The sequence below is a fragment of the Commensalibacter melissae genome, from assembly GCF_003691365.1.
Classification (GTDB): Bacteria; Pseudomonadota; Alphaproteobacteria; order Acetobacterales; family Acetobacteraceae; genus Commensalibacter; species Commensalibacter melissae.
The window spans coordinates 1,278,913-1,293,352 of sequence record NZ_CP033087.1 but is presented as its reverse complement, the minus strand read 5'-3'; the positions used below and the strand labels follow the sequence as shown (position 1 = coordinate 1,293,352).

Sequence of the window (14,440 nt, the reverse complement as noted above, 5' to 3'; positions counted from 1 at the left end):
TTTTTATTTATTGTTTCAAAATTCTTTGTCTGACTTTTAGGCAAGTCGAATTCAAATCAATGATATTAAAAATGTGAAGAATTCCTCCATAAACAATTCCGCCTGTTAACACTAAAATAGAGAGATCTATTATACGAAATAAAATTGGATTTTTAATTATATTTTGAAAGAAAATCATTTCTGTCAAAAATATGCTCAAACTCATGATGAATGCGGCAACAAGCATATAAATGATACGTTTTATTATAGAAATCGGTAGGTAAAACGCATCTTTCTTCCATAAAATGAAAGCAAGGGCCCCGACATTAGCAATGGCCGCAATACTGCTTGCCAGAGGGGGGCCCATATGGGCAAGAGGATACATGAATATAAGATTCAGGATGAAATTCAATAAAAGGGTGAATATACCGATTTTTACAGGAGTAGATGTATCACCACGGGCAAAAAAACCAGGAGATAAAACCTTGATAAGGATAAAGGCTGGAAGGCCAACTGTATAGGTCCGTAAGGATTGAGCTGATTTACAGACAGCGTCAAGATTAAAAGCACCATGACCAAATAAAGTTGAAATTATAAGAGGGGCCAAGGTAAATAAACCAAAAGCTGCAGGCAGTGTCAAAAGCAAACAATAATCAAGAGTTTTATTTTGAATGGATAAGGCAGCTTCTTTATTTCCGGTATTAAGCTCTTTTGTTAATAGGGGTAATAGGGTTGTTCCTGCAGCAGCTCCTAGAACACCAAGGGGTAGCTGATTAATTCGGTCAGCAAAATACATGACTGAAACGCTACCGGTCGGTAACAAGGTGGCGATGATTGTATCAATGGTTAAATTGATCTGTGTGATGCCACTTCCAATAATGCCGGGGGTCATCTTCCTAAAGAGTTTTTTGATACTTGGACTTAATTTTGGTCGATGGAAAAGGATAGTGATCCCAGCTTTTCTTGCCGCTAACCATAAAATGCCAAACTGGGCCACTCCTGAAATTGTAACTCCCCATGCTGCAGCCCATGCTGCGTTTGGCATAAAAGGGGTTAGCCAGAGCAGCGCGGCAATTCCAAATATATTAAAACTGACATAAGCAGCAGCAGCAATGCTGAAATGATGTAAACTGTTCAAAACACCAGCCAATAAAGCTGCTCCACAGATTAAGATCATATAGGGAAAGGTGATACGGCTTAAAATAATGGCTTCATGATAACGATTTTTATCGGTGGTAAAACCTGGAGCTATGATGTGAAGCAGTTGGGGCATAAAAATTTCACCCAGTAAGGTGAAAATCAACAAGATGAATATAAGAATATTGAACGATTCATTTGCAAATTTCTTAGCCTCGTTAATATTTTTCTTATCAAGAGTTAGGGTGAATAAGGGGACAAAAGCGGCGTTAAAAGCGCCTTCACCAAATAAACGGCGAAACATGTTTGGTAACCTAAAGGCAACCTGATAGGCATCCTGTAAAGAACCGGCTCCAAGAAAGGCGGCAAGCAGTTGATCTCGAACCAGTCCCAGAAGACGGCTTAACATGGTCCACCCACTGACTGTTAAAAGATTTTTAAACATTGAAACCTTTACCAAGGTGGAGGTATTTTATAAAATAATATTATTTAGTTATTATCAGATTTATAAATCATAGGCTACACGTTCAACCGCATTAATAAACCTCTTGGATGAAGGACGTGTTAAACATGAGTACCAAGATGACAACTTGCCCTGACGGCTTATAATATATTTATAGAAATTCCATCTTGGTTTTGATATATATCCCCCTGCTTTATTCAGCCATTGAAAAAGTGGAATGGCCTGTTTTCCCTTTACATGGCTTTTTTGGGCCAGAATAAAATCAATACGATAACGCTTAAGACAAAAATTCCTGATTTCTTCATTTGTTTCAAACTCTTGATTGCCGAAATCACCGGAAGGAATGGCGATAATATTCAAATCCCAATTTCTAAAATAAAGCCATAAATCCTGTAAATCTTCATATTGAGGCGTAAATTTACAATGAGACGCGGTATTGATAATTAATAAAGGCTTACCCTGAAATTTACCAAGGTTAATACTTTCCCCTGTAGAGGAGGATATAGTTAAATCATAGAGTGATGTGGTCATTATATATGTTATGGATTCAGTTTCGTTGACAAGATTTTTAAAATTTTTTTTATTATATTAAATATTATTTTAAATATAAATGTTTATTTATTCGAAAGGAATGGGACGGGACATCAATCTTTCCTTTGCTTGATGAATGGTGATTTTATCACTTAATATGGCGGCGACTGTTTCAATAATTGGAACGTCAATATGATGGTTTTGCGCTCTTTTAAGCAAGGCGGGAGTGGTTGTAACGCCTTCTGTCACGACAGTTCTCTCCTTTAGGATGGCGTCAAGCTTTTTTCCATTACCTAACTCGATTCCTAATGAATAGTTTCTAGATGACGTTCCCGTGCATGTCAAAATCATGTCTCCCAAGCCAGCCAATCCTGATAATGTTCTGGGAGATCCTCCCAATCCGAGACTGAGTCTCGAAAGTTCGCTAATACCACGGGTTATTAGCGAAGCACGGGCATTTTCCCCCAAACCGGCTCCAATTGCCGCACCTGCGGCAATTGCAAATATGTTTTTTGCAGCACCGCCAATTTGAACACCAATGGGATCATCATTTTTATAAAAACGAAAATTAAAAGTTGAAATTTCATCTGAAATTTCCTGGGCCATTTGTATGTTGTCAGACGCGATAACACTGGCTGTTGGTAAATTTGCTGCCACTTCGTGAGCAAAATTTGGACCTGACAAAATGGCGATATTCTGTTTTGGCACAAATTCTTCAATTATTTCTGATGGAAATTTAAGGGTTTGCTGTTCTACACCTTTGCAGCAGACAATAATCGGACATTGTAAACTACTGATATTCGGTAGAATGGAGCGGATAAATTGAAGGGGTACTGCCAAAAAAATAAGATCGGCCCTCTTTGGAAATGAATTATGAACCTGAATATTATTTGGTAAAGGGAAATTTTTTAATCTTGAAAGTGTTTTTGTATTCGGATCGGGAAGCTCTTTTCTACTCCATAAATATACGTTGGCATTTGTACGAGCAACATGAATGGCAAGGGCTATTCCCCAAGCGCCGGCACCAATGACAGCAATTGATTTCTTCATGTTTCATAATCCTTCAAATAATAAAAGACTTAGTGTTCAAAACGAGACTTCATTTCAGACAAAGGCCAACGTGGACGAGGTATCAAATCAATGTCGTTTGGAATAAAATTATTTGTAATGGTCTTTTTTAAAATTTCAATTGCTGCCCATCCAATCATAACTGCGTTATCCGTACAATAACGAATTGGAGGGGCTATAAATTCCATATTATATTGACTGGCAAGTCTCATTAGATGAAACTTTAAATATTGGTTGGCCGCAACCCCACCAGCTGTCGCAAGAATTTTGGTTTTAGGGGCCATTTGAATGGCATTCTCTAATCTGTTGATAATGGTATCCGTTATAGTTTTCTGGAAACTCGCCGCAATGTCAGCTGCCAAAGAGCGTGGCAAGCAAGATAAGTCCTTATAGGGTTCAAGTAAATTAGCCACTGCCGTTTTAAGTCCGGAAAATGAGAAGTCACATCCGTCACGGCCATATAAAGGATGAGGCATGATGAATGCATTTTCATTTCCCTCTTTTGCCAAGGCTTCAAGGGCTGGACCACCAGGCCAGGGAAGTCCAAGCATTTTTGCAACTTTATCAAAAGCCTCGCCAGCCGCATCATCAATAGTACCTCCCAAATGCTGATATTTACCGACATCGTCAACATAGATACATTGACAATGGCCACCTGATGTTAAAAATAATAGATAGGGAAATTCTATTTTCTTGCTTGAAATATCCGGTAAACGGACGGTAAGGGCATGAGCCTCGATGTGATTGATACCAATAAAGGGAATTTTTTTTGAAAGTGCCAGACCTTTTGCAAAACTGCTGCCAACAATCACCCCACCAATTAAACCGGGTCCGCAGGTTGCGGCAATGGCATCAATTTGACACCAAGAAACTTTTGCCTCATCCAACAATGAATTTACCAAAGAAGGAAGATGGTGCATATGAGCACGGGCAGCTATTTCTGGTACCACACCACCAAAATGAACATGTTCCTTTTGTGAATGAACCTTTTCTCCCAAAACCATTCCGTCCGAACGAATGATTGCGCATGCTGTATCATCACAAGAAGATTCAATTGCCAGAATTTTAAAGCAGTTATTTGTTTTTATACGTGTTTGGTGTATGGATATCATAATGAATATTTTTCTTTTAAAGAGAATATGAGTATAAATATAGATAAAGTATATTTTTATGGATATCAAAAACATAGTACATATTGCTTCAAATCCCAATTTACAACGGGTTGCCGCCAAGGCTGCGGAATTACAGAAAGCAAACTATATTAAAGCCCATGGAAAAAGAGGACTGCCCCTGCGAGTAGGAACCAGGGGTTCTCCTTTGGCTTTGGTCCAGACTCGCAATTTTCTCACATTATTGACACAATTCTGCCCTTTATTACGTCAGATTGGGGCGTTTCAGGAATTTCAAATTCATACTTCAGGAGATCGCATACAGGATCGACGTTTGGCTGAAATCGGTGGCAAGGGATTATTTGCCAAGGAAATTCATGAACAGCTGTTGGAAGGGAATATTGATTTTGCTGTCCATAGCCTTAAAGATCTAGAAACAGACCTGCCCAAAGGTCTTGTTTTGGCATGTACGCTAAAAAGACAAGATGCGAGGGATGCTTTAATTGTTAGAAGTGAATATCAACCCATTGATTCTAAAAATCCATTTGATGTTTTACCAAAAGGCGCGTTGATCGGGTCTTCTTCCGTACGACGTCAAGCTCAATTGCTGCATTATAGACCTGATTTGAAATTTGGATTGTTGAGGGGTAATATTCAGACACGTTTGGATAAAATTACCTCAAAACAATTTGATGCAACTTTTCTTGCTGCTGCAGGATTGCAAAGACTGGATATGGAGCATCGAATTGATGTTTTGATTGATCCCTCAATTATGGTTCCAGCGGCGGGTCAAGGTATTGTTGGAATCACAGTTAGAGAAAAGGACACAGAATTGCTTGAAATGCTTTCGGCAATTGAAAATAGGGAGGCAAAGGCGGTATCCAGCGCTGAACGTGCCTTGCTGGCTGAGCTTGATGGATCTTGTCGAACACCAATTGGCGGGTATGCAAGGGTTGTTTCTTTTCCGGGTCAGGAAGAACGGTTGCATTTAACGGGATTGGTTGCAAGAGAAGACGGTTCTTTTTTAATCAAAAAAGATGTTATAGGAACCCTGGAAGAAGCTGAATTGATCGGTCATGAGTTAGGTAAACAATTGCGTAAAGATAGTCCGAATGATATTTTTGAGTCTTGAAATTGGGTGACAAGCAAAAAAATTATGTTGTAATAACTCGGCCAGAACCAGGGTTGAGTGAAACGATTTTAAAGGTTCAGAAATTGGGATGGAAAACATTAGCCTTACCCTTGATGAATGTTAATCAATTGTCTGTTGAATTTACCAATATTGATCAAATTCAGGCTATTTTGTTTACAAGCCGCCAAGCCATCATTTCTACGGTAAAATTATTTATTCGGCAAGATATAAGATATAGGGATATCCCTGTTTTTGCTGTTGGCGATATAACTGCGCATGATGCTAAAATTGCTGGTTTTGAAAAGGTTCAAAGTGCGCATAAAGATTCGAACGCTTTGAATGATTTAATTCAAAGGGAATTGTTTCCCAAACAAGGCGGTTTATTGTTTCCTGTAGGAAAAGGGCAGGGAAAAAAATTGATTTCCAATTTACAAAATTCTGGTTTCAAAATGATTGTGGAAGAAGTGTACGAAACCAGACGAAAAGATTTTATACCTTTTTCTTTTATTGAGAAACTCAAACGGGGGGAAATTAATACAATTCTATTTTTCTCTTCGGAAACAGCCCAGTTTTTTAAGGATCTTCTATATGAAGAGTATAGATATTTGCTTAACCAGATTTATGCTATTGCAATAAGTGAAAAAGTGAAAAAGGTATTGGAGAATTTCCAGTGGAAAGGGATTGTCGTTGCGGATCATCCCTCTACTGAATCCATGCTTTATCTTATAAAGTGATAGTATGCTCAAAATTATGCATGACCTGCCTCGGTATGTGTTTGGGCTGCCTGTTGTTGTTTATTTTGCCATAAAGAAACAAAATCTATGGGTTGTAGAACAACGGGTGGAAACCCTCCATCTCGTGTAACTTCACTTATAATATTTCGTGCATAAGGGAAAATCAAACGAGGAACTTCGACAAGAAGAATGGGTTCAATCAATTCTTCTGGCGGATTATTCAGGGTTACAACAGCACAGTAGATAAGTTCCGCAATAAAAATTGTGCGACTGGTACCTTCATTTTGTTTTTGTGCCTCTACAGCGTCAATTTTAATTTTTAAACTGACCTCATAAACTCCGTTTTCATTTAATCGGTTGGCATTTGTGTCAATTGAAACCGATATTTGGGGAGCCTCTTGCAAACTCGCGAAAATGGCAGCTCCGTGAGGGACTTCAAACGAAAGATCTTTTGTAAACTGGATATTAAGGGTTAATGGAAGGGAAGGGGGTGTTCCTTCTGTTTGATTGCTCGATACCGTATTTGTTGAGTCAGTCATTATATTCTCTATATATTCTTTATTCTTAATTTAAAAATTTTTAAATTTTCATATAACATAAATTTTATCATTAAATAAAACGATTTATACTAATTAAACTTATAATAAAAAAACAAGAGGCAGTTTAAAAATTGAAATAATTAAATAAAATAATTTGTTTTTAATGTTTTAAATGATCATAAAAGAATATAGTAAATAACTTCAATATAGGTTCAAGTTAACAGGTTAAAAGATGGATTTTTCTGTAGGTGATATTCCCATAGATATTATAATATTTTCCTTGATAGCGATTTTTCTGATTCTCCGTTTGCGAAGTGTATTAGGGAAAAAAACTGGATTTGAGAAACATGAAGCCATTTCCTTGACAGTTAAAGCACCAGCTTTTTTATCAAATACAAAAAATAAACCCGTACAGCCAGCAGTAGCACCTGTACCCAAGGTTAATTATGAAATACCGGCTGCCAATAGTGAATTAGGACAGACTTTACAAGAAATTAGCGCGCTCGATTCAACTTTTGTTCCGCAAAAATTTGTGGCAGGTACTGAAATAGTATTTCGTAAAATTCTAACTGCATTTGCTAATGCAGACTTAAATAGTCTTGGGTCAATGTTGACATCAGATGCCTATTCTTCATTTGAAAGGGCTATAAAAAAACGTCAAGAGGCACACGAAATTCAAAAAATTGAAATCAAAGCAATTTGTTCGATCGCTATAACAAAAGCTGAAATTAAATCTGAAGTTGATCCTAAAAAAGCATTGATTGAGGTTAAGATCATTTCTGATCAATTGAATTGTATATTTGATAAAAAGAAAGAACCTGTAGTTGGTACGGAATCTGTGACGGAATTTATTGATTTCTGGTTATTTGAACGTGTATTAGGAATGAATGGTCAGGATATTTCCTGGCGTTTAAAATCAACTCGTACAGGAACTTGAATTTAATAGGCTTGTTATGAAACGCTTTGTTCATGCAATATCGATATCCCTTGGGATATGTCTGACCGCTTGTGTACAGGAAGGTCAGGAAAAACTATCAGAATTCTATCCGGTTTCCTATCAGGTATTACAAGGATGGAATCAGGAAAACCACTCACAAATTTTGACAGTTTTTCGTCAAACCTGTAGGCAGATAAGAAAATTGCCATCTACCACTTATCTAGGGGGAGTCAGCGGTTTGCCAGGAAGTCAGGCTAAGGATTGGATTCCAGTTTGTATTGCTGCGGAACAGATTGATATCAAACAACCTCTACAAGTGAAAAACTTTTTTGAACAATGGCTACAACCTTATCAATACTCCTATAGAATTCAGAAAGGGAAGGTGACAGGATATTATGAACCAGAAATTGAAGGGTCAACTGTAAAAACAGGCAATTATCAAGTACCTGTATATACACGTCCCAACGATCTGAAAGCGCGTAAAACTGTTGATGGTCAAATTCAGTATGGTCACATGCAGAATAATCAATTCATTCCCTACTACACACGTGCTGAAATTGACAAAGGGGCATTAAACGGTAAAAATCTTGAAATTGTCTGGTTAAAAAATTCGGCAGATCTGTTTTTTATGCAAATTCAAGGATCAGGCCGGATTTTGTTACCGGACGGTAAAATTTTACGTCTGGCTTATGCCGGCAAGAATGGACAACCCTATACACCATTAGGAAAAATCCTTATTGACAAAGGATATATGAATTCTGATGCAATCAATATTTATTCATTGAGAACGTGGCTATTCAACCATCCTGATCAAGCACTCTCCCTGATGGAAGAAAATAAAAATTACGTTTTCTTTAAAATTTTAAATAATCAAATTCTTGATGAAGGACCAAAAGGTGCTTTTAATGTTAGTTTAAGTGCAGGCCGATCTGCTGCTGTTGATAAAAAATGGATACCGTTGGGTAGTCCTTTATGGATTGAAACCCTAATGCCTGAACCTGGACATCAGGATAAAAGGTCATGGAAACATATGGTCTTTGCCCATGACTTGGGCGGGGACATTCATGGAATGAACCGGTTGGACCTATTCACCGGATGGGGTAAGACCGCTGAATGGTATGCGGGGCTGATGAATGAAAAAGGAAAGATATATCTTTTGTTGCCCCGTCAGTTTTCCCATTCCAATCAGTCAGTTCCTGCATCAGTGAAGCGATAATCAAGTGAGATTTTAAGTGTCTTTACGTAAAAAGACCAAAGTTCAAATAAAACAGGAACTTTTATTACGTCCATATAGCTTCAGGGTTGATAGGCATACTATTATTAGGGGGGATTGTTTAACGGTTTTGCAAAAAATGAAAGACCGTTCTGTAGATGTTTTTATTACCTCTCCTCCATATAACCTAGGTATAGTCTATAGCGCTTATCAGGATAAAAAGGGAGAGGCAGAATATCTCGATTGGCTTGAAAAAATCTGTTTTGAAATTAAAAGAGTCATGAAGGATGATGCTTCGTTTTTTTTGAATATTGCCGGATCATCATCAAATCCTTGGTTGCCATTTGAACTGATTGTCCGATTGAGAAAAATTTTCATATTGCAAAATCACATAGAATGGGTGAAGTCTATTTCAATAGGTGAGGAAAGTTACGGTCATTTCAAACCTGTAGTCAGCAAACGATTTCTGCATCGCAATCATGAATATATATTCCATTTGACGAAAACTGGAATCGTGCAGTTAAATCGTCTCAATGTAGGAGTTCCATATAAGGATAAGTCCAATATTGCTAGACGATCTCATACGTATGATTTACGTTGTCGAGGTGATGTATGGTTTATTCCCTATGACACGATTAGAAAAAAATCGGAAAAATTCAATCATCCTGGAACTTTTCCAATTGCGTTGCCCCAAATGTGTCTAAGGTTGCATGGAAAAAAAAATCCAGTTGTAGTGGATCCGTTTATGGGTACGGGAACTACTTTATTGGCAGCCCATTATGAAGGGGGAAGGGCCATAGGAATGGAGATTGATAAAAATTATGTAAAAATTGCCAAAGAAAGGTTGGAAAAAGCGGTATTGACCAAATAAAAGATAAATTCTGATTTATTATTAATTCAAAACTTGATATTTTTTTGAAATTCTAAAGATTTATAAAAATTCTAGGTTATGTATTGTTTGGAAAACAGTGGATGAAAAAACTTATTTTAATGCTTCTGGTGGTTTTTGCCATCGTTTATGGAGGGGTTGTTACGTATTTAACCCGTTATGATCATTCTACAGCCCCTAGTTTGTCAGATAGTTCACCATTGCGTCACGATAAAATGGCGATGGATGCTTTTAATGTTTTAAGGGAAGCCCGTTGTGATTACTGTCATACGCAAAAAGTAGATATGCCTTTCTATTTCAAGATACCTGTGGCAAATCAGTTGATGCAAAGTGATCGCACAAAGGGACTGGAAAATTTTCATCTTGAACCCGTTCTTGATGCGATGAATAAAGGCGAGCCAGTTGATAATGTTTCCCTGTCTCGTATAGAATTCGTAATGCAACGAAATCTAATGCCGCCATCACTGTATTTATTAATGCACTGGCATGCACGCCTTTCAGCTGAGCAACGAGATACCGTGATTAAATGGATCAAGCGTGAACGTAGACAAAGTTACGCAACATCAGGTGTGGCAGAACAATTTGCTGATGAACCCATTCAACCTATTCCTGAATCTTTAGAGGTCGATGCCAAAAAGGTTGCCCTGGGAGAAAAACTGTTTTTCGAAAAACGTTTATCTGGTGACAATACCCTTACCTGTGCTTCATGCCATGATCTGAAAAAGGGCGGGGTGGATAATCTTGTAACAGCAACCGGGATTAATGGTCAAAAAGGTCCTATCAATGTACCCACCGTATATAATTCTGTATTCAATCACACCCAGTTTTGGGACGGAAGAGCTAGCGATCTGATGGCACAGGCTGCAGGGCCCGTAATGAACCCGATTGAAATGGGATCAAAAAAATGGGAGGAAGTTGCTGACAAATTACGTAAAGACCCTTCATATGAAAAAGATTTCATGAATGTCTATAACAGTTCCGTAATTGACCAGAAAACAATAACAGAAGCGATTGCAGAATATGAAAAAACCTTGATTACGCCAGACAGTCCCTTTGATATGTATTTGAAGGGAATAGATAGTGCGATTAGTGAACGAGCTAAACATGGATATCAAGTTTTTAAGAATATCGGTTGCGCAAGTTGCCATAATGGAGTCGGTGTTGGTGGAGCATCTTTTGCCAAAATGGGACTGCAACGTGATTTTTTCCAGGATCGTCTAAACAAAGCCTTGACAAATGCGGATTTTGGCCGATTTAATTTTACACATGATCAAAATGATCGTTTCTTCTTTAAGATTCCCTTATTACGCAATATTGCCTTGACCGCGCCTTATTTTCATGATGGCAGTGCGAAAACCCTAAAAGAGGCTGTAATTGAAATGGTTAAATATCAAACTCCTGATCATCAAATTCCAGATCAGGATGTTGATGATATTGTAGAATTCCTGAAATCATTAACAGGAAAATATCAAGGTCAATCTATTGATAAAATGAATCCATAATTTCAAGCTAGTTTATTTGTTTAACCTTTCACCTGTTAAAACGGGTGAAAGGTTTTTTTGTTGTGATAGGATAAGGGTAAATGAAAGAGGATTATTTTGAAAAAAAGACAGCTTAGTAAAGAGGAACGAATATTATGGGATAATTTTACATATTCAATTAAAAAATCTGCAAAACGGGATAAATTAATATATATAAAAAATGATCTTGATTCATTTTTCATGTCTCAAAAACAAACGAATAAAAATAATTTCAAACAGACGAACAATATTAAGAAAATAGTGCTGAATGAAAATTCCTTGTTCATACAGCATTATAAACTTTTTAAAGCTCATAAGAATCAATTAAATAATAAAAATGATTCTTTCATGGCAATTGGACAGAAACAACCCGGACTGGATAAAAATACCTGGAAGAAGTTTCAGAATGGCGAGTTAAAATCGCAATGGAGATTAGATTTACACGGTTTTACAGCACATCATGCATTTTTAGCCTTGGAAAATTTTATTTTAAATGCCTATAGACAACAAATAAGATGTATCGAAATTATAACAGGTGTTGGAAATCTATCCCAAGGTGGTGGTATACTCAAAAGAGAATTACCTCATTGGTTAAATCGTCCTTATATACATTCAATGATACTTGCAACTTCCTATGTGTCCGCTACGAATAATGGAGCGGTTAGAATTCTACTGAAAAAAAGGCGTTAGAATTTTTTTCAATTTTCCCATTGGGAAATTTTCAATGACAACCAGCGTCTCAATGCCAAAGTTGCTGTAGCAGAGGGGATCAATTTTGAAAAATTATCAATTGTTTTTAAACTATTTTGAGTGACAATATTGTTGGCATGTACAATTGATTGAAAATAAGGATTATCAGTGATTTTTTCGAAATTCAAACGCCATTTTGTAACAAGCGCTGAAGGGGTCAGCATGGGCAAGAAAACGGCAGAATTAATTCTGGCTGCAAGGGCAAGGGTTTGCCATATTTCAAATAATGTGTTGCCTGTGCGATAATGGGGCAATTTCGTGTAGAGACTGGAAAAAGAAGGGCTATACGAGGATTCCTGATCAAATGAAAAAAAGATATGAAATCCCTCGGCCAACAATTTCGGCAGTTCTGCAAACCCCTCAGGGGAATCTATCTGTAATATATCTATTGTTCGGTTACGTAACGCTTCAATTCCAGTTGATAACGTTGTAATTCCGATTACGGGTTTAGTACTGATTTGTAAAAGTTCAATTCCCAATAATGTTGGAAGTTCTTTTCCAATAAGGGTGGAGACTCCAACTTTCATTGTTCTATTCTTTAAAAGATCAGGAATAGAGTTATGAAAAGGTTGTCTCGATATAACAATAATTGGAGTGATGGTTGAAAATACAGGTATCCAATGTTGATAATCAAAATGAACACGCGGATCAGCGGCCAAGGCTGCGATAATGGCAGATCCAGAAGTTATCAATGCGATCGAGCCGTCTTGGGTTAATCTTGTATCGAATAAATTTGATGCTGTTACACTATCATAACCAGTTGTGAATTGCAGAGATAACAAAGGGTTACTCTCGATATTCTGTTTAAATAAATCTGCTAGTGTGCTGGAAAATTGACCTATTCGACTTTCTTTTGTACCACCCACTATAAGTGAATAGTCATCTTTACCATCTTTAGTAGGGTCAACCGTTGATAAAACTTCATTAGCCTTAATAGGCAACGAGGGTAGGGCTGTTGTCATACCTGTCAGTGATAAAAATTTAAGTAGATGTCGTCTGGATATCGATAAAGACATGAAGGATTGCTTTATAGAAAATTATTTTTTTAAGAGGAAAAAACAAGTAAATCATTAATAAAAAACATGACTGGTTTTATTTTACATGGAATTGTAGCAATATAAAGGCGAAATTGTTATTTATTATACTATTTATAATTTTTTAGAATTTGTATGCTTTTTATTGAGTAAGTTAATGGCATGGGTGATCTGAATTTATCCCAGAATGGGCAAAGAAAAAAAACTGTTAGGAACAAACAGTCTTTTAAATTATGGCTGGATAAACGTTTTCCCTTTTTTTCGGTGATTCAGAAAGAATACATTCAGTTTCCAATGCCTAAAAATTTGAATATTTGGTGGACATTTGGTGCTGTCTTAACTGTTATTTTATTCTTGATGTTACTGACGGGGATTTTTTTAACTTTATATTATACAGCTATGCCTTATCATGCTTTTTTATCAATAGAGATGATTGAAAGAAGGGTGCCAAGCGGCTGGTTAATTAGATCCATTCATATGGCAGGATCAAATTTGTTTTTGGCTTTTCTATATTTGCATTTGTTTAGGGGATTATATTACGGTTCTTATAAATCACCAAGAGAGCTGGTCTGGTGTTCGGGGATGATTTTGACAGTTTCTGTAATGATAACGGCTTTTGCTGGATATATATTGCCATGGGGGCAAATGTCTTACTGGGCTGCTAATGTAGTTATTCAAGCGATTTCATCCATTCCAATCATAGGACAAAATTTGTCCGGTTGGTTGATGGGTGGGGAAATACCAAACGCACTGACATTACATCGTTACTATACAATTCATTTTGTTTTGGCGTTTGTAATCTGTTTTATCGTTTTTCTTCATGTCATTTGCATGCATCATGTAAAATCCAATAATCCTGAAGGAATCGATATTACATCAAAAAAGAATGTTCTTCCTTTCTTTCCTTATTTTGTGGCAAAAGATGGGCTGGTTCTAGGCGTTTCCGGATTAATAATGGTTATTTTGATTTTTTTTGAACCAGGGTTGTTGACAAATAGTGAAAATTATATTCCAGCCAATCCACTGGAAACCCCAGCGTCCATTGCTCCAGAGTGGTATTTCCTACCTTTTTACGGAATTTTACAAATAATACCATATAAATTTGGGGGAATGGCTTTATCAGCAGGAACGATTTTTCTTCTATTCTTGGTTCCGTGGCTGGACTCATCACCTGTTAAATCGGCACGATACAGACCTATTTACCGTATATCATTGATTATTTTGGTTATTGCTTTCGTAATGTTGGGTATTGTAGGAAAATTTCATACATTTAACTCACTTATATGGGTGGGACGCCTTTCATTATTGTATTATTATTGCCATTTTTTAGTGATTTTACCCTTATCGGCCCGTTTTGAAATTCGATGTAAATTACATGATTCTTCATTATGTGATAATAAATAGG

General features: G+C 36.9%; 14 protein-coding genes. 8 read left to right on the top strand and 6 right to left on the bottom strand.

Annotated features, from left to right (window positions below; translation table 11 throughout):
- Window positions 1-7: 7 nt before the first annotated feature.
- The 4 genes from murJ to tsaD all read right to left on the bottom strand — a co-directional run bounded on the left by murJ (window position 8) and on the right by tsaD (window position 4,290).
- A complete protein-coding gene (gene murJ, locus D9V35_RS05905; RefSeq protein WP_122123754.1) occupies window positions 8-1,561 on the bottom strand; it encodes a murein biosynthesis integral membrane protein MurJ in 1,554 nt (517 codons plus the stop codon).
- Window positions 1,562-1,621: 60 nt separating this feature from the next.
- A complete protein-coding gene (locus D9V35_RS05900; protein ID WP_122123753.1) occupies window positions 1,622-2,110 on the bottom strand; it encodes a glutathione peroxidase in 489 nt (162 codons plus the stop codon).
- An 87-nt stretch (window positions 2,111-2,197) separates the two neighbouring features.
- A complete protein-coding gene (locus tag D9V35_RS05895; RefSeq protein ID WP_122123752.1) occupies window positions 2,198-3,160 on the bottom strand; it encodes an NAD(P)H-dependent glycerol-3-phosphate dehydrogenase in 963 nt (320 codons plus the stop codon).
- A 29-nt stretch (window positions 3,161-3,189) separates the two neighbouring features.
- Entirely contained in the window at window positions 3,190-4,290 is a 1,101-nt protein-coding gene (tsaD, locus tag D9V35_RS05890; protein ID WP_122123751.1) for a tRNA (adenosine(37)-N6)-threonylcarbamoyltransferase complex transferase subunit TsaD, read from the bottom strand.
- 58 nt (window positions 4,291-4,348) lie between these two features.
- Here tsaD and hemC point away from each other — a divergent pair, with 58 nt between their 5' ends.
- Both hemC and D9V35_RS05880 read left to right on the top strand, forming a co-directional pair.
- Window positions 4,349-5,419: a hydroxymethylbilane synthase gene (hemC, locus tag D9V35_RS05885; protein WP_122123750.1), complete on the top strand. Its 1,071-nt coding sequence runs from the start codon at window positions 4,349-4,351 to the stop codon at window positions 5,417-5,419.
- 2 nt (window positions 5,420-5,421) lie between these two features.
- The gene (locus D9V35_RS05880; protein WP_162988596.1) at window positions 5,422-6,153 is read left to right on the top strand and encodes a uroporphyrinogen-III synthase; all 732 of its coding nucleotides are present in this window, start codon (window positions 5,422-5,424) and stop codon (window positions 6,151-6,153) included.
- A gap of 14 nt (window positions 6,154-6,167) precedes the next feature.
- On the opposite strand, the gene secB is transcribed toward D9V35_RS05880, so the two are convergent.
- A complete protein-coding gene (gene secB, locus D9V35_RS05875) occupies window positions 6,168-6,692 on the bottom strand; it encodes a protein-export chaperone SecB (RefSeq protein ID WP_122123748.1) in 525 nt (174 codons plus the stop codon).
- Window positions 6,693-6,924: 232 nt separating this feature from the next.
- Between secB and D9V35_RS05870 the strand changes: the two genes are divergently transcribed.
- The 5 genes from D9V35_RS05870 (at window position 6,925) to D9V35_RS05850 (ending at window position 11,941) form a co-directional block, all read left to right on the top strand.
- Window positions 6,925-7,629, top strand: a complete 705-nt coding sequence (locus D9V35_RS05870) for a Tim44/TimA family putative adaptor protein (protein WP_122123747.1) — start codon at window positions 6,925-6,927, stop codon at window positions 7,627-7,629.
- A gap of 16 nt (window positions 7,630-7,645) precedes the next feature.
- Window positions 7,646-8,845 (top strand): murein transglycosylase A, encoded by a 1,200-nt coding sequence (mltA, locus tag D9V35_RS05865; RefSeq protein WP_122123746.1) that lies wholly within the window; start codon window positions 7,646-7,648, stop codon window positions 8,843-8,845.
- A 46-nt stretch (window positions 8,846-8,891) separates the two neighbouring features.
- A complete protein-coding gene (locus D9V35_RS05860; protein ID WP_240993412.1) occupies window positions 8,892-9,713 on the top strand; it encodes a DNA-methyltransferase in 822 nt (273 codons plus the stop codon).
- Window positions 9,714-9,814: 101 nt separating this feature from the next.
- A complete protein-coding gene (locus tag D9V35_RS05855; RefSeq protein ID WP_122123745.1) occupies window positions 9,815-11,233 on the top strand; it encodes a cytochrome-c peroxidase in 1,419 nt (472 codons plus the stop codon).
- 219 nt (window positions 11,234-11,452) lie between these two features.
- Window positions 11,453-11,941 carry a Smr/MutS family protein gene (locus tag D9V35_RS05850; RefSeq protein WP_162988595.1) on the top strand — a complete coding sequence of 163 codons (489 nt, stop codon included), beginning with the start codon at window positions 11,453-11,455 and terminating at the stop codon, window positions 11,939-11,941.
- An 8-nt stretch (window positions 11,942-11,949) separates the two neighbouring features.
- Here the strand turns inward: D9V35_RS05850 and D9V35_RS05845 are convergent, their stop codons facing one another.
- On the bottom strand, window positions 11,950-13,017 hold the full coding sequence (locus D9V35_RS05845) for a hypothetical protein (protein WP_122123743.1): 1,068 nt from the start codon (window positions 13,015-13,017) through the stop codon (window positions 11,950-11,952).
- A gap of 180 nt (window positions 13,018-13,197) precedes the next feature.
- Here D9V35_RS05845 and D9V35_RS05840 point away from each other — a divergent pair, with 180 nt between their 5' ends.
- On the top strand, window positions 13,198-14,439 hold the full coding sequence (locus D9V35_RS05840) for a cytochrome b (protein WP_122123742.1): 1,242 nt from the start codon (window positions 13,198-13,200) through the stop codon (window positions 14,437-14,439).
- The last annotated feature ends 1 nt before the right edge of the window (window position 14,440 follow it).